Genomic DNA, 22879 nt, shown 5'->3' with positions numbered 1-22879 from the left:
GCACCATTCAGCCCGTCCGGCGTTTGAGGACCAACGCGGCGGAGCCGCGTTGCGGGGGCCCAGGGGGCGAAGCCCCCGGACAACCGCGCGGAGCGCGGGCCCGGGGGCCCGGGGGCCCGGGGGCTTGCCCCCGGAGGAAACGGTGAAAGGGCGGGACCGGGGCACACATCCGCCCGAAGGGCTACCGCGCCCCGTACCGCTCGCGGATCGCACGCGCCGCCTCACCGTGCTCACGAGCCGCAGCCTCATCGCCGGAGTCCTCGGCGAGCGCCGCCAACGCATCGCGGACCCGCGCCTCGTCGTACGCCGACCCGCGCTCCCGCGCGGCGTCCAGGGCCGCCGCGTACAGCGAGCCGGCCTCCGCCCCGCGCCCCAGCCGCCGCAACACCAGACCCAGCTCGAACCCGGTGCGCGCGGTCATGCGCTCGCGCCCCAGAGCACGCGCCGCACCATGCGCCTCCGCCAACAGTTCAGCAGCACGGTCCAGTTCACCGAGGGCCGCCAGCGCCTGACCCAGCCGGTGGGTCTGAAGCATGACGCCGTAGGGGTTCGGCAGGGCGACGTGCACCGCACGCGAGGCCTCGAAGTCCCGCGCGGCAGCGGCCCAGTCGCCCTGCACGGAGCGCAGCATCCCGCGGAACTCGACGACGGACGCGCCGAGCTTGCGCTCCTTCTCCGAATCGCCCAGCAGCGACAGCCCGTTGGCTGCCTGCTCCAGCTGTTCCGCCGCTTCCGCGACGCATCCGTGCTCCCACAGCGGCCGGGCCAGCAGGCAGCGGGTCCGCACGGCGGCGGCCACGCGTTCGGCACGCAGGGCGGAGGCGAGGCCCGTACGGAAGGTGTCCAGGACATCGGTGTGGTACGGGTGGTCGAGGTGGTGCGTCCACAGGGGCTCGCACAGGGACCACGCCTCGTCGTCCAGCCCCTGGGCATGGGCGAGCGCGACGCAGCCGTGGAGCGCGTGGCGTTCGGCCTCCAGCCAGCGCAGCGCGTGCGCCTTGTCGCGGAAGGGCACGTCGGGTGCGGACGGCAGGGGTCGCACGGGGATGCCGAAGTTCAGGCGCGCGCCCGCCGCCAGCGCGTCGGCCCGCTGGGCCTGGCGGAGGTACCAGCGGATCAGGTCGCGCCGTACCGCCGCCCGCTCCTCGGGCGTGCCGTCGCGGCGCGCACAGCGCAGGGCGTGGGCCCGCAGCAGTTCGTGCAGGCGCGGACGTCCGTCGCGGATCTCCAGCAGTCCGGCCGTCTCGAGGCCGCTCAGCGCGGCGCCGGCCGCGTCCTCGCCCTGTCCGAGGAGGGCGGTGGCGGCCGCGGCGGAGAGGGAGGTTCCGGGGTGCTCGGGCAGCAGCCGGTAGAGCCGGGCCGCCTCCGGGCCGAGCTCGCGGTAGGCGGCATCCCAGACCCCCTCCACCTCGGGCACCCCCTTCTCTCCGAGTTCGGCGAGCAGGCGGGCGAGGGAGCGGTAACGGTCCCGGCGCATCAGGCTGCCGGCCACCTTCAGGGCGGCGGGCAGTCCGGAGCACAGGCGGACGAATCCGTGCACGGCCTCGGGCTCGTCGGCCAGCCGGGGGTCGTCGACGATGCGGTGCAGGAGCTCGAGTGCGTGCCGGTCGGGTAACGGGTGCAGCGGGAGGTCGAGCGCGGCGCCGTCCTCGAGGTCGTACAGCCGCCCGTGGCTGACGGCGATCACCACGCTCCGGCCGGAGGCCGGGAGCAGCGGCAGGAGCTCCGTTCCGAAGCGCACGTTGTCGACGACGAGGACGAAGCTCTTGTCGTGCGTCCATCGCCAGTACTGCCGGCCGCGGTCCGCGAAGGACTGCTCCAGGAACTCCGGGTCCACGCCGAGGGCGCGGAGCACCCGGCCCTGGACGTCGGCGGTGGCGACCGTGCCACCGCGCCGCAGATCGTCCAGGTCGACGGAGAGGATCCCGTCCTGGTGGGTCTCGCGGAAGGTCCGGGCGATGCGGTAGGCCAGCTCAGTCTTCCCGGTTCCGCCAGGGCCGCTGAGCGTGATGACCAGCGGACGGGCGTCGCCGTTCCACTCGGCCACGGCCCGGGAGACCCGTGCCTGCTCGTCGTTCCGGTCCACGAAGTGGGCGATATCCGGTGGAAGCTGGTAGATCCCCTCGGGCATGGGCCAACTCTAGGTCATTCACAGGGCAGATGACGCCGGGTCAGCAGCCTTCCCCACCCCAAAGTGGATCCCAAGATGCCAATTAGGTACCGTAAGCCCGTGCGATTGACGAAGAGCACCGACATCGCCCTGCGCATCGCCATGCGCCTGGCAGTGACGGACGACGACCGGGCGCCGACCACCCGCGAGGTGGCCGGCGCGATGGACGTGCCGTACACCCACGCCGCCAAGGTGGTCAGCCGCCTCCAGCACCTGGGGGTCGTCGAGGCCCGCCGGGGCCGCGGCGGCGGGCTGACGCTGACCCGCGCCGGGCGCACCGGCTCGGTCGGCAGACTGGTGCGCGCGCTCGAGGGCGTCGGCGACGTGGTCGGCTGCGAGGACGACCCGCCCTGCCCGCTCCGGTCGGCCTGCCGGCTGCGCGGTGCACTGCGCGACGCACAGGAGGCGTTCTACGCCGCCCTCGACCCCTACACCATCCAGGACCTGGTCGCCCGCCCGACGGGCCCCGTCCTGCTGGGCCTGGGGTCACGCCAGGAGAGCTGATCAACCGCCGCCCACAGGGCGGCACATGCACACCGTTTAATACGAGTCCTGGATGCGTATTAGCGACCGGGGCCCGACCGCAAGGAACCGCAAGGAGCTGCCGATGCTGTCCCCGAAGTCGACCGAGATCGTCCGCGCCACGCTGCCCGCCGTCGGCGGGTCGCTCGGCGAGATCACCGCGCTCTTCTACGAGAAGCTCTTCGCCGACCGGCCCGAGCTGCTGCGCGACCTGTTCAACCGGGGCAACCAGGCCAACGGCAGCCAGCGCGAGGCCCTCGCGGGCGCCGTCGCCGCGTTCGCCACGGCGCTCGTCGAGCACCCGGACACGCGGCCGGACACGATGCTCTCGCGCATCGCGCACAAGCACGCCTCGATCGGCATCACCCCCGGCCAGTACGAGCTCGTCCGGCGGCATCTCTTCGCCGCCATCGCCGAGGTGCTGGGCGACGCGGTCACCCCCGAGGTCGCCGCCGCCTGGGACGAGGTCTACTGGCTGCTCGCGAACGCCCTCATCGTCCTCGAGGCCCGGCTGTACGAGCAGGCCGGCACCCCCGACGGGGACGTCCAGCTACCCTGCCGGGTGGTCGCCCGCCAGCAGGAGACCGCCGATGTGCTCACCTTCCTGGTGCGCCCGGAGGACGGCCGTCCCCTCCCGGCGGCGCTGCCGGGCCAGTACGTGTCCGTCCAGGTGACGCTCCCCGACGGGGCCCGGCAGATACGCCAGTACAGCCTCTCCGGCCACCCCGACGGCGCCCTGCAGTTCTCCGTGAAGCGTGACGGCGAGGTCTCCAACCACCTGCACGACCACGCGGCCGTGGGCGACACCCTGCTCGTCAGCGTGCCGTTCGGCGACGTGACCCTGGACGAGGGCGACGGGCCCGTGCTCCTCGCCTCGGCGGGCATCGGCTGCACGCCGATGATCGGGATGCTCTCCCACCTCGCCGCCACCGGTGCGACCCGGCGCGTCATCGCCGTGCACGCCGACCGCAGCGAGGCCGCCCACGCCTTCCGCGCCGACCTCGAGCAGCTCACCGACAAGCTCCCCGACGCCACGGCGCACGTCTGGTACGAGCGGCCGGAGGGCGACTGGCCCGCCGACCGCACCGGCCTGGCCGACCTCACCCGCATCGACGTCCCGGCCGGCACGGTCGCCTACCTCTGCGGGCCGCTGCCCTTCCTGCGCGCCGCCCGCACCCAGCTGCTGGCCGCCGGGGTGCCGGCGGCCGACATCCACTACGAGATGTTCGGGCCGGACCTGGGCGGCTGGTCCTGAGGATGCGGTTGCCCCGCCGGGCCTGGCAGCAGGGTGCCGGGCTCGGCGGGGGCCACCTCCACGGCCTCCGTCTTGGGGCTGCGCCGCTCCCGCTTGGCGACCCAGGTGGCGAACCAGGACAGCAGCATGCACATCCCGATGTAGACCGGTGAGATGACCATGACGACCGGGATGAACGGCAGGTCGTAGTCGAGGTTTCCCGCGATGAGCTTGCCCGCGTGCAGGAACTCCTCGTAGGTGATCAGGAAGCCCAGCGAGGTGTCCTTGAGGGCGACGACCAGCTGGCTGATGATCGTCGGCAGCATCGCCCGCACCGCCTGCGGCACCAGGACATGGCTCATCACCTGGGTCTTGCGCAGGCCCAGCGCGTACGCCGCCTCCCGCTGGCCGCGCTCGACGGAGCCGACGCCCGTACGGAACACCTCGGCGAGCACCGAGCCGTTGTAGAGCGTCAGCCCGGTGACGAGCGCGGGCAGCGGCTGGACCTTCAGGGCGACGAAGACGAAGAAGATCATCACCAGCACCGGCATCGCGCGGAAGAACTCGACCAGCAGCGTCGCGCCCCAGCGCAGCAGGCGGTGCTCGGAGAGCCGGCCGCAGCCGAGGACGGCGCCGAGGACGAGGGAGAGCACGGCGGCCAGGGCGAAGGCCTTGAGCGTGTTGCCCAGTCCGCGCAGCAGCAGGAGCTGAATTCCCTTGTATTCGAAGGGAGTCCACTTCACGGCCGTGAACTGGTGGGTCACGAACAGGAGATGGACCACATAGGCGATCAGGGCGAGGATGGCGAGCGTCGCCGCCGCGCCGTAGAGGCGGTGTCTGCGGACCGCCAGGGGGCCGGGGACGTCGTAGAGGGCGGAGGCGGTCATCGGGCGACTCCCCAGTACTTCTCCAGCAGGTTGAAGACCGCGCTGATGGTCAGGGTCACGATCAGATAGCCGGCGGCGATCCATACGAAGGTCCACACGGCGCTGTATCCCAGCTCGCCCAGCGTCTTGTAGGTGCTGAGCAGTTCGGTGACGCTGAAGGAGCCCGCGATCGCGGAGTTCTTCGCGAGTGCGATGAGCGTGGAGCCGACGGGCGGGATCACCGAGCGGAAGGCCTGCGGCAGGACGACCGCGCCGAGCGTCTGCACGAACGTCATGCCGAGGCTGCGGGCCGCCTCGCCCTGGCCGGACGGCACGGTGTTGATGCCCGAGCGCACGGCCTCACAGATGAACGCCGAGGTGTAGCAGCCGAGGGCGAGCACCGCGAAGAGCTGGAACGGCAGCACCAGGCCGAAGCGCGGCAGCCCCAGCAGCACCGCGAAGAACAACAGCGTCAGCGGAGTGTTGCGCAGCACCGTGACCCATACGGTGCCGACGGCCCGCAGCGGGGCGACGGGCGCGACGCGGAAGGAGGCCATGACGAAGCCGAGGGCGAGCGCCAGCAGCGAGCCGTAGCAGGTGAGCTCGACGGTGCCGAGCAGGCCCTTGCCGTAGAGGGCGTAGTTGTCGGTGAGTACGTTCACGAGGCGGTCCCGTAGCGGTCGACGGCGGGCGGCCGGGGGGCGGGGACACCGGACAGGCCGAGCGTCGCGTCGTAGGCCTTTTTCCAGTCGCCGTTCTTCTCATGGGCCTCGATGGCATCGTCGAGGGCGAAGCGCAGGGCGGTGTCACCGCGCGGGACGCCGATGCCGTAGGGCTCCTTGGAGAACGGCTTGCCGGCCATCTTCAGTTCGTCGGGGGCCTTGGCCGCGAAGCCCATCAGGATGGTGTCGTCGGTGGTGACGGCGGCCACCTGGTAGCTCAGCAGGTTGTCCACGCAGATCGAGTACGTGTCGTAGCCGACGGCCTGGATCCTCGGGTAGTCGCGCTCGATCCGCTGCAGCGGCGTGGAGCCGACGGCCGAGCAGACGCGCTTGCCGGCCAGGTCCTGCGGGCCGTCGATGCCGTGCTCGTCCTTGCGGACGAGCAGCGACTGCCCGGCGATGTAGTACGGGCCAGCGAATCCGACCTGCCGCTTGCGCAGGGCGTTGATGGTGTAGGTGCCGACGTAGTAGTCGATCTGGCCGTTCTGCAGGGCGGTTTCACGGTTGGCCGAGGCGATCGTGCGGAAGACGATCGTGCTCGGGGCGAAGCCGAGCGACGCGGACATCATCTTCGCGATCTCGATGTCGAAGCCGGAGTAGACCCCGGTCGCGGGGTCCTTCTCGCCCAGGTAGGGCTGGTCCTCCTTGGCGCCCACGACGAGATGGCCGCGGCTCTTCGCGGCCCGCCACGTGGGCGAATCGGGCAGGGAGAAGCCGGTGTCCACGTGGTAGGCGGGCAGGTTCTCGGGCTTGGGCCCCTTGACGGGCGGGCTGCCCTCCTTGCCGCAGGCGGCGGCGAGCAGGGCGAGGGCGGTCAGCACCAGGGCGGCGATACGGGGTCGCATGCGTCGTCACCCCGCTCAGTGCTTGAGGATCTTGGAGAGGAAGTCCTTGGCCCGGTCGCTCTCGGGCGCCGTGAAGAACTCCTCGGGGGTACGGTCCTCGACGATGCGGCCGTCCGTCATGAACACGACGCGGTTGGCGGCGGAGCGCGCGAAGCCCATCTCGTGCGTGACGACGACCATCGTCATGCCGTCCCGGGCGAGCTGCTGCATGACCTCGAGCACCTCGTTGATCATCTCGGGGTCGAGCGCGGAGGTCGGCTCGTCGAAGAGGAGCGCCTTGGGGTCCATCGCGAGCGCGCGGGCGATCGCGACGCGCTGCTGCTGGCCGCCGGACAGCTGGGCGGGATATTTGTCGGCGTGGGCCAGCAGGCCGACCCGGTCCAGCAGTTCGCGCGAGCGCCGGTCGGCCTCCTCCCTGCGCCGGCCCCTGACCTTGACCGGGGCCAGCGAGACATTGGCCAGGACGGTCTTGTGGGCGAAGAGGTTGAAGGACTGGAAGACCATGCCGACGTCGGCCCGGAGGCGGGCGAGCTCCCGGCCCTCCGCGGGCAGCGGGTGCCCGGCGAGGGTGATGGTGCCGGAGTCCACGGTCTCCAGCCGGTTGATGGTCCGGCACAGCGTGGACTTCCCGGAGCCCGAGGGCCCGATGATCACCACCACCTCCCCCCGGCCGACGGTGAGGTTGATGTCCTGCAGGACATGCAGGCTTCCGTAGTGCTTGTTGACATCGCGCAGTTCGATCAGCGGCTCGATCGGCGGCTCAGCGGCCATGCTCATCGGAGCAAACTATCCACCCGAATACGGCACTTCACCACAGACACGCATGAAAGGGGATATCGAAGTCTTACGGCTGCCTTCTGCCCTAGGTACCCAGACCGAGCCTGGGTACCTAGCCTGTGGGTCGGTGGGGGGACGAGGGGAAGTCCGTGGGGGACGAGGGGGAAGGGAGCCCGGCGTGGGCGACAGCAGGCCCGTATACCTGCGCATCGCGGACGACCTGCGGCAGCGGATCGACGAGGGCTCGCTCCCCGTGGGCGCCCGGATCCCCTCCCGGTCCGAACTCAAGAAGGCCTACGGGGCGAGCGACCAGACCGTGGACCGCGCGGTGCGGGTGCTGAAGGCCGCCGGCTACGCGCAAGGGCAGTTCGGGCGGGGCGTGTTCGTCAGCGACCGGGCCCCGCTGGGCACTCTGCTGCGCTCGACGGGGGCGGTCGACTCGCCGTTCGCGGCGGAGATCCGCGGATACCTCGGCCACCTGCCCGCGGGCGCCGCCCTGACCTGGGAGGCCTCCTCCAGCCGGACCTCCGCCCCCGCACCGGTCGCACACCGGCTGGGCATCGCCCCGGGCGAGCCCGTGCTGTGCACGGAGTACGAGTACCTGGCCAACCGCCACCCGGTCCAGCTCGCCACCAGCTGGGAGCCGCTCTCCGTCACCGAGGGCACCGATGTGATCCACCCCGAGCGCGGCCCGTACGCCCGGCGCGGGGTGCGGGGGCGGCTGGCGGCCATCGGCGTCCGGGTCGTGCGGGCCCGGGAGCTGGTGGGCTCCCGGCCGGCGACGACGCCGGAGGCGGAGGCGCTCGGCTGCGCGGCCGGCCAGTGCGTCACCGTCGTCGAACGCACCCACTTCGACGGCGACGGCCGCGCGGTGGAGACCTCGGACATCGTGGTCCGCGCCGACCGCTGGCGGCTGGAGTACACGATCCCCTTCATCAGCTGAGTCATCAGCCGAGCGCGTCAGTTCTCCGCGAGCTCGGCGTAGACCTGCGAGAGCTCCGGCGCGCCGTCGGACGCCCACGCGTGGCCCGCCTCGACGACATCGATCTCACGGCCGTTGGCGAGCCGTACGAACGGCTGGCCGTTCTCCCAGATCCCCCACTCCGCGCCCGCGACCGTGCGGACGACGACCGTACCGAGGTAGAGGCCCGCGTCGTTGCCGAGCCAGGACTGCAGCTCCTCGTCCCCGCGCCAGCGCGGCTGCAGCTGGTCGAGCAGCTCCAGGGACGACGGCGAGTCGTCGAGCGCGACACCCTCCGACTGCGCCTGCGCGCGCAGCAGTTCGCACTCCGACAGCAGCTCGGCGAGGCCCTCGGGGTCCCACTCGCCGGGAGCGTGCACGGCCGCCGCGCCGTGCGCCGCACCGTGCCGCTTGCGCCAGCCATCCAAAAAGGGAATGTTCATACCGGCCAGGATCGCACTCGTGCAGATGGCCTCACCACCGGCACGCGGCGGACGTACGTCGCCGTTCGGCCTCCTTGACGTTCCCCGGATGTCTCCTTACCTTCATCCCGCCACTGTCGGAGTGGGGAACGCGGGGAGGTATGAACCGCATGCGCACAGCATCGACTCTCGGGGAACCACGGCACAGACGGTGGTGCGCCGCATGGGCGGTCGCCACGGGCACCGCCTGTGCGCTTGGCCTGGCGAATCTTCCCGCCCTCGCCGCCACCACCGCAGACCGCGAAGAGCCGCTCCCCTTGGAGCGGCTCTTCGACAATGTGGGGGTCAGCGACGACGCACACCCCCGCGCGGCCGACTTCGACGGGGCGGGCGGCTCCTTCTCCGCGCAGGACCTGGGGGCGGCCGGATGGGCGCCGGGGCGCGTCCTGCACATCGACGGCGCTCCTCTGCACTGGCCGCGCTCCCCCATCGGCAGACCCGACAACGTCCGCGCCGCCGGACAGGCCGTACGGCTGGGCGGCCGGGGAGAGGCGCTCACCTTCCTGGTGGCCGGCGGCGGGAAAGGCGGCGCGGCCGGCACGGGCACGGTGCGCTACGCCGACGGCTCGCGCAGCGGCTACCGGCTCGCCGCACCGGACTGGCGCACGGGACCGCTCACGACCAAGGCCGTCGCGCTCCCCCACCTCAACACCCACACCGGCCGGCGCAAGGAGCGCGTCCGGCTGTACGCGGTGACCGTACCGGTGGCGCGGGGGCGGGAGGTCTCCTCGGTCGTCCTGCCCACCGCCTCCGCCCTGCACGTCTTCTCCCTGGCGCTGCGCACTCCCACGAACGGGTGGACCGGCAGCTGGGCGGCGCCCACCTCCGGGTACGCGGCGGTGGGGCCGTGGACGGACCGCACGCTGCGGCTGGTCGTGCACAGCAGCGCGGGCGGCCCCCGCACCCGTATCCGGCTGGAGAACACCTTCGGCTCGCGGCCGGTGCGGATCGGGCATGCGACGGTGGCCCTCAAGGGCAAGGGCGCGGGCGCGGCGGACCGGCCCACGACCCTGACGTTCGGCGGACGGACGGGGGCCGAGATCCCGGCCGGGGCCCAGCAGTTCAGCGACCCGCTGCGATTCCGGGTGCCGCCGGACACCAACCTGCTGGTGAGCCTGTACCTGCCGGGGACCGTACGGGCCCTGCCGCTGCACAACTACACCAACCAGCGCTCCTACCTCACAGCCGACGGCAGCGGCGACCGTACGGCCGACACGGGCGCGGGCGCCTACACCGGCACCCTGTCGACCTGGCCGCTGCTGACCGGCGTCGACGTCTCCGGCGGACCGGGGTCGGTGGTGGCGCTGGGCGACTCGATCACCGACGGCGAGCGGTCGACGCCCGAGGCCAACGGCCGCTGGCCGGACCTGCTGGGCCGCCGGCTGCGGGCCCAGCACACGGTGCCCGCGTTCGGCGTGCTCAACAGCGGCATCTCCGGGAACCAGGTGGTGAACGACCGCTACCCGGGCGACGGGACCGGCTTCTCCCTGGCCGGCGTGAGCGCGGGGCACCGGCTCGAGCGCGACGTACTGGCCCAGACCTCGGCCCGTACGGTCATCGTCTTCGAAGGCGTCAACGACATCCGGTCGGACACCACGGCCGGCCAGGTGATCGCGGTGCTCCGGTCGGTCACGGCCCATGCGCACGAGCGCGGCATGCGGGTCATCGCGGCGACCATCGCCCCCTGCGGCGGCTTCCACGACTGCACGGAGCAGGCCGAGGTACAGCGCGTCGCCATCAACCGGGACATCCGGGCGGACGACGGGACGTTCGACGCCGTCTTCGACTTCGACGCCGCGATCCGCGACCCGGAGCACCCGGACCGGATGCTGCCGCGCTACGACGGCGGCGACCACCTGCACCCCAACGACGCGGGGATGAGGGCGTTCGCCGACGCCGTCGCGCTGCGCGAGCTGGTGTGATTCACACCTCCAGGTCGACGACGACCGGGGCGTGGTCCGAGGCGCCCTTGCCCTTGCGCTCCTCCCGGTCGACGTAGGAGTCCTTGACGGCCCCGGCGAAGGGGGCGTTGCCGTAGACCAGGTCGATGCGCATGCCCCGGTTCTTGGGGAAGCCCAGCTGACGGTAGTCCCAGTAGGTGTACGGACGGTCGTACTTCAGCGGGCGGGGCACGACGTCGGACAGCCCCGCGTCGCGCAGGGCCGCGAGGGCGGCGCGCTCGGCCGGGGTGACGTGCGTGGCGCCCTCGAAGACGGCCGGGTCGTACACGTCCTCGTCGGTGGGCGCGATGTTGAAGTCGCCCATGATCGCGAACGGCCGCTCCCCGGACCCCTCGGCGGCGGCCACATCGCGCAGCGACTCCAGCCAGCGGAGCTTGTACGCATAGTGGTCGTGGCCGACCTCGCGGCCGTTCGGCACGTAGACCGACCAGACGCGCACGGGGCCGCAGTCCGCGGCGATGGCCCGCGGCTCCTGCACGCCCTCGTAATCCGGCCCGCCGGGCAGGCCCTGGACCACGCCCTCCAGCCCGACCCGGGAGACCAGCGCCACGCCGTTCCACCGGCCGGTGGCGTGGACCGCGGACTCATAGCCGAGCTCGCGCAGCTCGTCCGTGGGGAACTGCTCGGCTGCGCACTTGGTCTCCTGTATGCACAGGACGTCCGTGCCGCTGCTCTCCAGCCAGGCGAGCAGCCGGGGCAGACGGGCGGTGACCGAGTTCACGTTCCAGGTGGCGATGCGCATGCGGCCACCCTAACGGTGGGGTCGGACAATCAGAGGTCCATGCTCTGCCCGGCCGCCAGCCGCAGGTGCTCCGCCCCCGCCGCCGCGCCAGGCCCCTCCGGGCCCAGCATCCGGTCGTAGACCGGCCGGGCCAGGTCGGTCAGCAGCGCGTCGTGGACGTCGATCGCACGGCGCGGCGAGACCTCGCGGACGTAGTCGATGACTTCCGAGACCTTGTTCCACGGGGCCATGACCGGCAGCATCAGGGTCTCCACGGGCTGCCCCGGCACGGTCAGCGCGTCGCCGGGATGGAAGACCGAACCGTCCACGAAATAGCCGACGTTGGTGATCCGCGGCATGTCCGGGTGGATCACGGCGTGCAGCTGCCCGTGCACCTGCACGTCGAACCCGGCGGCCGTGAAGGTGTCGCCCTCGCCCACCGTGTGCACCCGGCCGGGGAACGCCGCCGACACCTCGTCCGCGACGCTGCGCAGCGTCCACAGCTCGGCGGCCGGATTGGCCTCGAGGGCGGCGCGCAGCCGGTCCTCGTAGAAGTGATCCGGGTGCTCGTGCGTGACGAGCACGGCGTCGGCCCCGACAGCGGCGTCCGCCTCGCTGAAGACACCCGGGTCGATGACGAGCGTGCGCCCGTCCTTCTGCAGACGGACGCAGGCGTGACTGTGCTTGGTCAGCTTCATGACCCCATCCTGCTACGCATGCCCTTCCGGCGCTCCCGACTCCTCCGCCACGACGCGCTGCGCGACCGTGAACGCCGCGCGGGCGGCCGGAAGCCCGCAGTAGAGGGCGGTGTGCCGCAGGGTTTCCGCGATCTCGCCGGGGCTCGCCCCGGCGCGCAGCGCCGCCCGGGTGTACGGGCCCAGCTCGTCGAGGTGACCGCCGACGGTGAGGGCGGTCAGTGTCAGCAGGCACCGGGTACGCCGGTCGAGCCCGGGCCGGGCCCACGTCTCGTCCCAGGCGCGGTCGGCGAATTCCCGGAACCCGTCGGTGAAACCGTCGCCGGCGGCCTCCTCCCGGTCGGCGTACGCGTCGCCGAACGTCTCCCGGCGAAGCGAGGCGCTGCGCGCGGCGTCCTCGGTTGTTCCGGGTTCCGCGTCCGGGGCGGTGCCGTGTGCGGTGCCCGGCGCGGGGGCGAGGCCGTGCGCGGGGTAGGGCCCCGCAGTCGCGTCGGTCCCCACGCCCGGCGCGGCCTCCGGTCCGGACCAGAACCCCTGGGCCGGGGCGAACCCCGGGAGCTGCCCGGCCTCCGGTGCGGGTGCGGGTGCGGGTGCCGGTCCCGGCACCGGTACGGAACCGGAGGCGAACAGCGGGCCCGCGTCCGAAGCCTGCGGCACCGCTCCCCGGGTCGGGTCGCTGGCAGGAACGGGCCCGAACCCCGGGCCCGGGTCGGCGTCGGCGGCGCTCGGCACCTCGGCGGGCGGCGGCCCGAACACGCCGGGCGGCGGGGCCGCCGGAGTACGGCCTATGCGGATGGTGCTCTCCGGCGCCGTCTCGGGCCGGCCCCCTGGCCGCCCGGCGGGCGGCCAGACCGGACCCGCCGCAGCGGGCGTACCCTCGCCCGGCGCGGGCGGCGGCGTGAGCAGCGCCGTCGGCACCCCAGCGGAGGTCCCCGCCTCGGGCCGTCCACCGGCCGTACCCCCGGCAGGCGGCCAACCGGCCCCCGGCGCAGGCGTACCCGCAGCGGGCGTACCCGACCCGGGCACACCCGGCACGGCCATACCGGGCACAGACGCACCCGCCGCAGGCGTACCCGGCACCGGCACAGCAGCGGGCGCACCCGCCGCAGGCACTCCCCCAACGGGCACACCCGGCACCGGCGTACCCGCAGCGGGCGTACTCGGCACAGCCGCTCCCGGCGCAGACGCACCCGTCACCGGCGTACCCCCGACAGCCGCCCCCGGCGCCCGCCCCGAAACGGCCGGTTGCGTCGGCGCAGCCGAGAAGTGGCGGACCAGCAGATCCGTGACCGCGACGGGCTGCTCCACCGGCGCGAGATGACGCGCGTTCGGCACGACCGCGAGCCGCGCGTCGTGGATGCCCGCGACGAGCACCCGCGCATCAGCAGGCGGCGTGACCTGGTCCTCCGCACCCACCAGCACCAGCGTGGACGCGGTGACGCGGTCGAGCCCGGCCCGGGCGTCGAAGGCGGCGAGCGCCTCGCACGCGGCCGCGTAGCACGGCACGTCGGTCGTCCGGACCATCTGCACGGCCCAGTCCACGATCGCCGGCTGCGCCGCGGCGAAGGCCGGGGTGAACCAGCGCTCGGGGGCGGACCGGGCGGCGGGGTCGAGCCCGTGGGAGCGAGCCTCGGACGAGCGCACGCCCCAGCTCTCGGCCGTGCCGAACCGCGCGGACGAGCCGACGAGGACGAGCGAGGCGAGCCGGTGCGGATGGCGCAGGGCGATATCGGCGCCCAGCGCCCCGCCTATGCAGCAGCCGGCGTACCCGAAGTGCTCGATGCCGAGGTGGTCGAGGGTGGCGAGGACCCGGTCGGCGAGCTCGCCGACGGTGGCGGCGGGCTGCGCGGGCGCACCACCGTGGCCCGGCAGGTCGAAGCGCACCACGCGCCGGTGGCGGATCAGTTCCGGTATCTGGCGGTCCCACATGTGCCAGGTCGTGCCCAGCGCGGGCCCCAGGACCAGGACTGGGGCGTCTTCTGGCCCGTCAGAGCGGTATTGCAGGGTGTTCGCCGGTGTCTCACTCACCCGCCAGACCCTCTCATGTATCACGAGTGCCCCCATAGCGGGGTTCATGACTGTGCGGGTCCGACCAGGTGGAAGACCTCTCGGGCAACGTAGCGTTCGAGGCACAGGACGACCTCGTTCCGGGTCTTCCCCTCCGGCCGCCAGAGACGTAGATCTGGTGGTGTCGGTGAACCACACCCGTGTGATGGCGAGGGCATTGGCGATCCCCTCGCCATTGGGCCGCCGCCTACTACGAACGGCTCGATGTCCCAGCGCGCTTCGCCCACAATCCCCGTGGTGCCAGATGCCCAGCGCCCTGGTCCACGGGAAGTTCCGCAGGAGGATGCTGCCGCCGTTCTCCTGAAGCGACCGCGGCTCTCAAGCGGCTTGCCATACCGGCGATGCTCGATGAGGACGTGCCGTGGCGAGCCGTCGGCTGCCACCAGCTCCCAGAGCACGTCGATCTGATCCAAGGCGCCGCTGCGGCCGAGCAGGTTCACGTCGAGGCGTTGGCGGGGGTCGGCTGCCCATCCGATGCGATGACTCGCCGACGTGCCACACGACCATCACCCCGAACGTGGTCTTGTCACCCCGAAGTTCTTGTGACTTTCTAGAACGCACTCACTACTGACTGTAGTAGACGGTCGGTGGACGGCGAAGGGGATGACGATGAGCACTCCCGAGACGGCATCCACAGGTGGCGAGCACTCCGCCCCTCCGATCAGGACGGTCGCGGGGACAGGAGCGGCGGGTCGCCAGGGCGACAACGGGCCTGCTGCTTCTGCTCAGTTGTACCGCCCGTGGGCGGTGGCGGTGGACAGCACGGGCGCCGTCTACATCGCCGAAGAGTACAACCATGTGGTCCGGAAGGTTACGACTGACGGGAAGATCAGCACGGTTGCCGGCACGGGCACCGCGGGCTCGCAGGGCGACAACTGTCCTGCCCTCTCGGCCCAGCTGAACTACCCGCGTGGGGTGGCGGTGGACAGCGCAGGCGCCATCTACATCGCCGATAGCAACAACCACCGGGTCCGGAAGGTCACGGACGGGAAGATCACCACGATCGCCGGCACAGGCACCGCGGGCTCGCAAGGTGACAACTGTCCTGCCCTCTCGGCCCAACTGAAACACCCGCGTGCGGTGGCGGTGGACAGCACGGGCGCCATCTACATCACCGATTGCTACAACCACCGGGTCCGGAAGGTCACGGACGGGAAGATCACCACGATCGCCGGCACAGGCACCGCCGGCCCCCAAGGCGACAACGGCCCCGCCCCCTCAGCCCAACTGAACTACCCGTCGGGGGTGGCGGTGGACAGCGCAGGCGCCATCTACATCGCCGACTACAGCAACCACCGGGTCCGGAAAGTCACGGACGGGAAGATCACCACGATCGCCGGCACAGGCACCGCCGGCCCCCAAGGTGACAACTGTCCTGCCCCCTCAGCCCAACTGAACAGCCCGATGGAGGTGGCGGTGGACAGCACGGGCGCCATCTACATCACCGACTACGGCAACCACCGGGTCCGGAAAGTCACGGACGGGAAGATCACCACGATCGCCGGCACAGGCACCGCCGGCCCCCAAGGTGACAACGGCCCCGCCCTCTCGGCCCAACTGAACAACCCGATTGGGCTCGCTGTGGACTGCGTCGACACCCTCTACATCGCCGACTACGGCAACAACCGGGTTCGGAAGGTCGCGTCGGCGAAAATGGCCGGGCTGCCCGAGTCGGGCACGGTGGTCTCCTGGACCAATGTCCGGAGCAGGCTGCGGATGGGGGTTGAGCGTGAGTCCACCAAGGACGGGGCCGAGATCCACCAGTTGCTCGCCGCCGCCAGGGATCACCAGCGGTGGCGGCTGATCGCGTCGGGCCAGGACAACGGCGATGTCCTGTACAGGCTCGAGAACGTGCGCAGCGGCAAGGTCCTGGAGGTCGTCGGAGCGCAGGCGAGGGCCGGGGCGGTGGTCGCGCAGCGCGCCTACGAGGGCAGTGACGCCCGCCACCAGCAGTGGCGGCTGATCCCGGTGGGCTCGGTGACCGACACCCCGCGGGTGTACGAGATCGCGAACCGGAACAGCGGTCTGCTCCTGCAAGTCGACACCAACGCCCGTACGGTGATCAAGCAGCACGGGGCGGAGGGCGACCACCGGGACCGGCAGTGGCAGTTGCTCCCCGTGTGACACACGAGGGGGCAGGGGCGACCTCGTCCCTGCCCCCTCGGCACTCGGGCCCTACTGGGAACGGGACGGTTTCTCAGCGGTCGCCTTGGGCGCCTGGGCTTCGGGCGCCTTGGGTGCTTCGGGGGCCTTGGGAGCCTTGGCGTAATCGCTCTTCTTCGGCTTGTCCTCCAGGTCCTCGTTCTTCTGAAGGCGCTCGTCCCCCGTCACCGTCGCACTCGACTCCTGCATGCCGCGGGCCGCAGCCGTGGACACCGAGCCGGGGTCCCCGGCGTACTGCGCCTGCTCACCGGCCGACGTCTGGGTGGCCTGGATGAAGGAGCCGAGGAAGCCCAGGACGATCCGCGCTTCAGGAGACTGCTCCTGTACGACCTTCGCCCGGGAGGAAGCCCCGTGGATGGCGCTGGTGAACAGGCTCGTGTTCTTGTCGTCGTATGTGCGGTCGTCGGCGTCCTCGAAGTCGACGTCCGCCCCCGGCTGCGACTTGTCACCCTCGGTGGTCACCGAGAAGAGCCCCGCGCCCTTGCCCGCGAAGCGGAAGATGTTGTCGAACACCATGGTCGTCACCTCTTGTCGTCGTCCGCGCGGTCAAGGCTGCTTGTGCAGCGCTCGTTGGCTGTCGGTCAGGCTCTCGCCGTCGAACATCGTGTGGTGGACCTCCAGGGCGGAGACGACCTCGGCCAGCCCCTTCATGCGGAAGCCGCCGCCCGTCAGGTCGATGTCGCCGATGTCGCGGCACACCACCTGGTCGAGGCCTGGGTAGTCCCCGGACTGCGGGGGAGACAGGACCGCCACCGGCACGTCGTACTTCACCGCGATAAACCCGGAGAAGGTCACCGGGATCTCGTAGCAGTACTGCTTGCGGCAACGCCGCTGCGTGGCGATGGTCTGCACGCGGGAGCTCGGCGAGACCTGGCCGGAAATCTGCGACCTCGAGGTCCAGCTGGTGGTCAGGGAGCCACCGACGGAGGCCGTGATGCCCATCATCAACTGCGCGGTGAGCGTCGCGGTGCCGGTGGCGCTGCCCGTGGTCGTGAAACCCACCGAGTTCGTCAACGTGTTCGCCGCGGAGTTCGTCATCGCGTTCCGCATACCCATCTCGGTGGCGTTGGCGTTGTCCACCCCGATGTTGTCCTTGCTGTTCTTGTTGGTCACCGTGTTGGTGTTCCTGCCCGACACCTCGTTCTGGAGCTGCGTCTGAAGCTGCGTCTGGAGGTCCATCCGGAGCTGGTTCTGCAACTGCAACTGAAGCTGCGCGCTGACGCTGCCACCGAAGGTGAGCTGGGCCGTTCCCTGGAGCGACCACGTGACCCCGTTCGACACGGTGAAATCGACCGAGTCGGTGAAGGTCATCGAGGACGTCTGGCTGCGGTTGACGTAGGCGCGCGAGGAGAACGTGTCGGGCGGGGGCTGGCCGATATCGCACCGCTCCTCGATCAGCGGCTCCCCGAGGTTCATGTAGGCGATCCAGCCCAACTGGAAGGCGGAGCCGGGGAAAGCGCCGAAGCTCGACTTGTTCACGGAGAACCCGACGGGCTTGTGCCGCACACCGTAGTCGTCGACGTAGACCAGGTTGGGGTGGTTCAGGATGGACTGCCAGGTCTGCTGGATGTTGAGCTCCCGCAGGTTCTTCTTCGTCAGCGGCTGACGCTTGGCCCGGTCCAGGTTGTACGCGTTGGAAGACATTCCCCGTCCTCGACTAATTCTGGCCGAATTGAGCTCGGTGAAATGTAAACAAGAATCTGCGCACGTTCCGACAGCACGTTCCGAAAGGCGAAGTTAGCACGGGCTCCGCCGCCTGGGAAGGCATCTCCGTATTATGTGCTCAATCGAGTGACAGGGCTCGTCGGCCACCCCAACTCATCCGGGTTAAAGGTAACTTGACGCCTGACGATTACTCGATCGACGGCTTCCGAAATCGCCCTGCCTGCTGACGCCGCAGTCTTGACCGTTGCCGTGGGTGGGTGTCCAATCTCTTTCCAAGCCGTTTCGATCGAATGCGGTTGAGTGTGCGGCGATGCCGCGCAACAGGCCACTGCACTGAGCGTCCAACCCATTGTTCTCCACATTCAGAACAGGTGAGGTTTTCGCGATGTACACCCAAGAACGCACGACCATGGCGAATTTGGTGGTCGGCGGCCCGGTGGCAGTCAACAGCTATGACAACGCAATCGTGGCAGCGCTGGTCGAGAACCGGCCCGTCATGCTCGTCCACGCCTTCAACGGCGGCTACCTGCGCCCCGCCGAACTGAAGGAGGACAGCCACGACAAGGGGGTCAAACTGGCCACCACGCTCGACCCGACCGTCAAGGACGCGCAGGGCCACCTCTGGCACATCACCCCTGCCGGCTTCTTCGGGCAGCGGCCGCTGTACTTCATCGAGAGCGCCGCGGGCCAGGTGCCGCCCAAACCCGCCGGTGCGGGCGGAGCCGACGCCGGGCGCGGCGACGACGGCGCGCCGAAGCCGCAGCGCAGGCGTATCACCGTCCACCAGGACGCCCCCAAGAGCACGGCCGACACCGTCCAGGTCGGCCTCCCCGACAAGGTCGGCGACAAGTGGCGCGGGAAGAACGGCGCGATCGAGGACACCCAGCTCTGGGTCGTCACGGTGACGCCATGGGGCGGGATCACCTTCGTGCCGATCACCCACCCCGACGCCATCCTCGGGTTCAAGGACTACGCGGTGGCGGCCGACAGCGAGGTGCGTCTCACCTACAACTGGGGCGGGGACTTCACCGGGACGGTCATCAACACGTTCTACCCGCGGCTGCCCAACGAGTGGAGCGTGCCGTACCACCACGTCTTCACGTGATCCGCGGCCACCGCCGCATCGCACCCGTCCCGAGTCGACGCCCCAACCGCCCGGAAGAGGCACCACGATGTCCGTGCCCACGGAAGAACTGAAGCTGGAGATTGTCAACGCCGCCACAGGGAAGGCCCTCGGCGCCAAGGCCGCGCCGAGCGCGGACGGGGCGCTCGTCGTCCGCGATTTCCCCGAGGGCGGCCCGAGCCCGGAGCAGTGGCAGCTCACCCCCGTGCCGGCCGCGCAGGACGGCCCGGCGTATGTGATCCGCAACGCGGTCGGCGGCAAGGTGCTCGACAACCCCGCCGCCGCGGACGGCGGGGTCCGGCAGTGGGACGCCACCGCCGGCAAGAAGGGCCAGCAGTGGCACGTTGTCCCCATTGAGGGTGAAGCGGGTCTCTACTTCATCGAGGGTGCGGCCGATGGCACCGTTCTCGACCTCGCCGACCCCGGCAAGGACGACACCCGGGTCGTCCTGCGCAAGTACGACGAGAGCGCGGAGAGCCAGCGGTGGCGGTTCGTCACGGCCGAGCCCGAGCGGATCAGCGACCCGGTGCTGCGCTGGGCACCACTGAGTCACTGGAACGGCCGCCGGTCCTGGCGGCTGGACCGCTCGGCCGCGCTCCGGCCGGTACCCGGCGCAGCGCCCGCCTTCAGCGACATGCTGCTGGTCCTCAAGCGGTTCGGGAGCGACCAGGCCGCCGGCGGGTGGAAGAACGACGGGGCCCGCCCCTCTCCCGGCGGACAGCCGGGCTGGTGGGCCGGGGCGGGTGCGCGGTTCCTCGCCAACACCACGGGAACACGGCGGGTGGACATCGTAGGGCTCAAACCCGCGCAGGGCGCCGTGACGTCATCCGGCAAAGGCGACGGCACGTTCGACGACGGCGATGAGCGCCCCCTGCACCAAGGCGCGCCCTCCCCAAGTCCCGCGGACCTGTGGACCATTGTGGACACGACGGGCGATGGCAAGCCCGACATCGTCGTGCTTGCCGCCGACGGTGTCCGGGTGTCCTCTCACGACGCGGCCGGGAAGTTCGCACCCACGAACGGCAAGCTGGCCCTCAAGGCGTTCGGCCACGGCCAGCAGGCCGGCGGGTGGCTGGCCGACAAGCACCCCCGCTTCCTCGCCGACACCACCGGCGACGGCAGGCTCGACATCATCGGCTGCCACGACGACGGCGTCTGGGTATCACTCCAGGACGAGGAAGGAAAGTTCGCCCCGATCGCCGACGGACCGGCCCTCAAGGCGTTCGGACACAGCCGGCAGGCCGGCGAGTGGCTGGCCGACAAGCACCCCCGCTTCCTCGCCGACACCACCGGCGACGGCAGGCTCGACATCATCGGCTGCCACGACGACGGCGTCTGGGTATCACTCCAGGACGAGGAAGGAAAGTTCGCCGACCCGCTGTACATCCTCGACGACTTCGGGACCGAGCAAGGGTGGAGCTCGGTCGAGGAGCACCCCCGGTTCCTGGTCCAAACCACCGGTGACGGAGCAGTGGACATCGTCGGGTTCGGCCCGCAGGGCGTCGTCGTCTCACGCGGGCGCGGCGACGGCACCTTCGAGCCCCCAGCGCTCGTCCTGAACGACTTCGGGCTCGCCCAGGGGTGGACGGGCGGGAAGCACCTCCGGCTCCTCGCCGACGTCACCGGCGACAGCAATCCGGACATCATCGGCTTCGGCGACGAGGGGGTCTGGGTGTCGCACGGCCGCGGCGGCGGCCAGTTCGATCAGGCCCAACTGGTGTGCCGCGGCTTCGGGTACAACGAGGACGCAGGCGGCTGGCGGGTCGACCGCCACCCCCGCTTCCTCACCGACATCACCGGTGACGGACGCGTCGACATCGTCGGCTTCGGCGGCCCGGGAGTGTACGTGGCGCGAAACCTCTTCCGCCGCTTCAGGACCCGATAACCCTCCGGAGGACCTCCACAGCCCCATCACAGCGACTCGCCATCGGGGAGTGCCAGAACCGGTCACCCCGGCCTGGCTCGCCTTCGCCTGCGAGGCGGCACGGCCCATCCCCGAACGCAGAATCCCCGCCGGAGCCAGCCGACGGGGGTTCCTCACAGGGGTCGCGTCAGGGCTTGGCCGTGGAGACGACGTAGACCTGCGGATATTCCGGATTGTCCAGATTAGCCGTGATCTCCAGGGACGGCGTCGGCTTGTCCGCCGCGCGGAACGCGCCCGCCCAGTGGTGCCTGCTGTCGAAGTGCCAGCCGACGAGGTCCGCCTCGTCGCCGTCGATGGTCACGTCACCGTTCTCGAAGTCCGAGATCTTCAGGCCCCGGTCCGTGATCCACTGCTCGAACCGCTCGTGCGTGGTGGTGAACTGCAGGAACAGCGAGCTGGACTTCCAGGAGTTGGTCTCGAAGTGGGCGACGTCCTCCGCGTAGGGCGGGACCGTCACGTCGTAGATCCGGCGCTGGAGCCGTGACGGCCAGCCCTCCTCCAGGCCGGTGGACGCCGCCTGCTCCTGCTTGTAGTCCGTGCCGCCGCGGCTCTGCATCGCGGAGATGTAGAGGTAGCCCGCGGGGATGGCGATGAGCAGGAAGACGCCGAGCACCCTGAGCCAGCGCCGACGGGGCCGGCCGCCCTCCTCGGGACGGTACGGCGGCGTGGTCGGCGTGGTCGGCCCGGCCGGGCGCTCGGCGGCGGTCATGGTGCCCCTCACCCGCGGCCTGCCCGGGCGTAGCGCTCGTAGCGTTCGACGCGGCGCCGGTTGGCGCGCCGGAAGCGGCGGGCGACGAGCCGGGCCAGGTCGGCGGCGCCGACCATGCCGGCCTCGGGGCCCAGCTGCGCCTTGACGATGCGGGCCTCCGGGCGGTAGCCGCGGCCGGTCAGGTGCCGGCGGAAGGCGTCCCGGGCGGGACCGATGAGCAGGTCGTCGGCGGCGCTGACGCCACCGCCGATGACGAAGCAGGACGGGTCCAGGGCGGCGGCGAGGTTGGCGATGCCCACGCCGAGCCACTGGCCGATGTCCTGGAGCAGTTCGACGCACATCGCGTCGCCGCCGCGGGCCAGCTCGGTGATGAGCGGGCCGGTGATCTCGGAGATGTTGCCGCCGACGCGGTCGATGATGCCGTACGCGACCGGGGACTCGGCGGCGGCCAGCTCACGGGCCTCGCGCACCAGGGCGTTGCCGGAGCTGTACTGCTCCCAGCAGCCGCGGTTGCCGCAGGGGCAGCGGTGGCCGCCGGGGACGACCTGCATATGGCCGAACTCACCCGCGACGCCGTACTTGCCGCGCTTGACCTGCCCGTCCTCCAGGATCGCGCCGCCGATGCCGGTACCCAGCGTGATCATCACCAGGTGGTCCTCGCCCCGGCCGGCGCCGAAGCGCCACTCGGCCCAGGCCGCGGTGTTGGCATCGTTGTCGACCATGACGGGCACCGCGAGGCGGCCGGCGAGGCGGTCGCGCAGCGGCTCGTTGCGCCAGGACAGGTGGGGGGCGAACAGCACGCGGTTGCGGTCGGCGTCGACCCAGCCGGCGGCGCCGATGCCCACCGCGTGCACGTCGTGCCGGTCGGAGAGGTCGAGGACCAGCTCGACGATGGTGTCCTCGACGACCTTGGGGCTCTTGGACTTGTCCGGGGTCTCGGTGCGGAGCTTCTCCAGGATGTTGCCGTCGGCGTCGACGACGCCCGCCATCACCTTGGTGCCGCCGATGTCGATCCCGACGGTGGGCACGCGCGGCGCCGTCAGGTGCGAGCGCCGTTCACGCGAACCCGCCGTACGCAGCACGGTGGCCCTGGCGGAGCCCCGGTACACCCGCTCGCGGTACATGCTCATCGTGCGGCCTCCACGGGGTGGGGCATGGCGAATGAACGGGGGCGTGCTCGCACGAGGTTCGTCGTCCCTGCGGTGGTCTCGGGAGGCCGGAGCCTCGTGGATGCGTTCCGCGGGCTGTTACCCGCCTGGCCGATTGTGCCTC

Annotated in this window: 19 protein-coding genes and 2 pseudogenes; 7 read left to right on the top strand and 14 right to left on the bottom strand. The window is 71.2% G+C overall.

From position 1 onward, the window contains the following. Positions 1-181: 181 nt before the first annotated feature. The gene (locus tag ACV530_RS35110) at positions 182-2131 is read right to left on the bottom strand and encodes a tetratricopeptide repeat protein (protein ID WP_494336776.1); all 1950 of its coding nucleotides are present in this window, start codon (positions 2129-2131) and stop codon (positions 182-184) included. Between the two features lie 99 nt (positions 2132-2230). On the opposite strand from ACV530_RS35110, the gene ACV530_RS35105 reads away from it, so the two are divergent. Beyond that, entirely contained in the window at positions 2231-2674 is a 444-nt protein-coding gene (locus tag ACV530_RS35105; protein ID WP_494336775.1) for an RrF2 family transcriptional regulator, read from the top strand. 103 nt (positions 2675-2777) lie between these two features. Next, on the top strand, positions 2778-3947 hold the full coding sequence (locus ACV530_RS35100; RefSeq protein ID WP_494336774.1) for a globin domain-containing protein: 1170 nt from the start codon (positions 2778-2780) through the stop codon (positions 3945-3947). On the opposite strand, the gene ACV530_RS35095 is transcribed toward ACV530_RS35100, so the two are convergent. Genes ACV530_RS35095 through ACV530_RS35080 form a run of 4 tightly spaced genes read right to left on the bottom strand, consistent with a single transcriptional unit; the run spans position 3908 to position 7136 of the window. After that, complete coding sequence (locus tag ACV530_RS35095) at positions 3908-4813, bottom strand: amino acid ABC transporter permease (RefSeq protein WP_494336773.1); 906 nt, start codon at positions 4811-4813, stop codon at positions 3908-3910. The two genes, ACV530_RS35100 and ACV530_RS35095, sit on opposite strands and share 40 nt — an antisense overlap. Then, positions 4810-5454: an amino acid ABC transporter permease gene (locus ACV530_RS35090; RefSeq protein ID WP_494336772.1), complete on the bottom strand. Its 645-nt coding sequence runs from the start codon at positions 5452-5454 to the stop codon at positions 4810-4812. Before ACV530_RS35090 ends, ACV530_RS35095 begins: the two co-directional genes overlap by 4 nt. Beyond that, the gene (locus tag ACV530_RS35085) at positions 5451-6359 is read right to left on the bottom strand and encodes a glutamate ABC transporter substrate-binding protein (protein WP_494336771.1); all 909 of its coding nucleotides are present in this window, start codon (positions 6357-6359) and stop codon (positions 5451-5453) included. Before ACV530_RS35085 ends, ACV530_RS35090 begins: the two co-directional genes overlap by 4 nt. A gap of 15 nt (positions 6360-6374) precedes the next feature. Then, positions 6375-7136 carry an amino acid ABC transporter ATP-binding protein gene (locus ACV530_RS35080; protein WP_494336770.1) on the bottom strand — a complete coding sequence of 254 codons (762 nt, stop codon included), beginning with the start codon at positions 7134-7136 and terminating at the stop codon, positions 6375-6377. Between the two features lie 178 nt (positions 7137-7314). On the opposite strand from ACV530_RS35080, the gene ACV530_RS35075 reads away from it, so the two are divergent. Next, positions 7315-8079, top strand: coding sequence for a GntR family transcriptional regulator (locus ACV530_RS35075; RefSeq protein ID WP_494336769.1), 765 nt, complete (start codon positions 7315-7317; stop codon positions 8077-8079). 17 nt (positions 8080-8096) lie between these two features. On the opposite strand, the gene ACV530_RS35070 is transcribed toward ACV530_RS35075, so the two are convergent. Next, positions 8097-8540, bottom strand: coding sequence for a DUF6278 family protein (locus tag ACV530_RS35070; RefSeq protein ID WP_494336768.1), 444 nt, complete (start codon positions 8538-8540; stop codon positions 8097-8099). A gap of 149 nt (positions 8541-8689) precedes the next feature. Between ACV530_RS35070 and ACV530_RS35065 the strand changes: the two genes are divergently transcribed. Next, positions 8690-10501: an SGNH/GDSL hydrolase family protein gene (locus tag ACV530_RS35065; RefSeq protein WP_494336767.1), complete on the top strand. Its 1812-nt coding sequence runs from the start codon at positions 8690-8692 to the stop codon at positions 10499-10501. 1 nt (position 10502) lies between these two features. Here the strand turns inward: ACV530_RS35065 and ACV530_RS35060 are convergent, their stop codons facing one another. The 4 genes and pseudogenes from ACV530_RS35060 to ACV530_RS35045 all read right to left on the bottom strand — a co-directional run. Further along, positions 10503-11282: an exodeoxyribonuclease III gene (locus ACV530_RS35060; RefSeq protein WP_494336766.1), complete on the bottom strand. Its 780-nt coding sequence runs from the start codon at positions 11280-11282 to the stop codon at positions 10503-10505. 29 nt (positions 11283-11311) lie between these two features. After that, a complete protein-coding gene (locus tag ACV530_RS35055) occupies positions 11312-11959 on the bottom strand; it encodes an MBL fold metallo-hydrolase (protein WP_494336765.1) in 648 nt (215 codons plus the stop codon). Positions 11960-11971: 12 nt separating this feature from the next. Then, positions 11972-12241, bottom strand: a pseudogene (locus ACV530_RS35050) (carboxymuconolactone decarboxylase family protein); the annotation flags it as partial. Between the two features lie 831 nt (positions 12242-13072). After that, positions 13073-13984: pseudogene (locus tag ACV530_RS35045) on the bottom strand (alpha/beta fold hydrolase); the annotation flags it as partial. A 648-nt stretch (positions 13985-14632) separates the two neighbouring features. Here ACV530_RS35045 and ACV530_RS35040 point away from each other — a divergent pair. Next, positions 14633-16147, top strand: a complete 1515-nt coding sequence (locus tag ACV530_RS35040) for an NHL domain-containing protein (RefSeq protein WP_494336764.1) — start codon at positions 14633-14635, stop codon at positions 16145-16147. 51 nt (positions 16148-16198) lie between these two features. Here ACV530_RS35040 and ACV530_RS35035 read toward each other — a convergent pair whose 3' ends face one another. After that, positions 16199-16702, bottom strand: coding sequence for a hypothetical protein (locus ACV530_RS35035; RefSeq protein ID WP_494336763.1), 504 nt, complete (start codon positions 16700-16702; stop codon positions 16199-16201). Positions 16703-16732: 30 nt separating this feature from the next. Further along, the gene (locus ACV530_RS35030; protein ID WP_494336762.1) at positions 16733-17830 is read right to left on the bottom strand and encodes a hypothetical protein; all 1098 of its coding nucleotides are present in this window, start codon (positions 17828-17830) and stop codon (positions 16733-16735) included. A 406-nt stretch (positions 17831-18236) separates the two neighbouring features. Between ACV530_RS35030 and ACV530_RS35025 the strand changes: the two genes are divergently transcribed. Continuing rightward, the gene (locus ACV530_RS35025; protein WP_494336761.1) at positions 18237-18956 is read left to right on the top strand and encodes a hypothetical protein; all 720 of its coding nucleotides are present in this window, start codon (positions 18237-18239) and stop codon (positions 18954-18956) included. A gap of 67 nt (positions 18957-19023) precedes the next feature. Then, complete coding sequence (locus tag ACV530_RS35020) at positions 19024-20859, top strand: RICIN domain-containing protein (RefSeq protein ID WP_494336760.1); 1836 nt, start codon at positions 19024-19026, stop codon at positions 20857-20859. A gap of 166 nt (positions 20860-21025) precedes the next feature. On the opposite strand, the gene ACV530_RS35015 is transcribed toward ACV530_RS35020, so the two are convergent. After that, positions 21026-21607, bottom strand: a complete 582-nt coding sequence (locus tag ACV530_RS35015) for a hypothetical protein (protein ID WP_494336759.1) — start codon at positions 21605-21607, stop codon at positions 21026-21028. An 8-nt stretch (positions 21608-21615) separates the two neighbouring features. Continuing rightward, positions 21616-22737 (bottom strand): ROK family glucokinase, encoded by a 1122-nt coding sequence (locus ACV530_RS35010; RefSeq protein ID WP_494336758.1) that lies wholly within the window; start codon positions 22735-22737, stop codon positions 21616-21618. Positions 22738-22879 lie beyond the last annotated feature (142 nt).

This window comes from Streptomyces sp. SX-6, from assembly GCF_059089585.1.
Note: the sequence above shows the minus strand (reverse complement) of the source record. Positions and strands in the feature narration are given on the sequence as shown.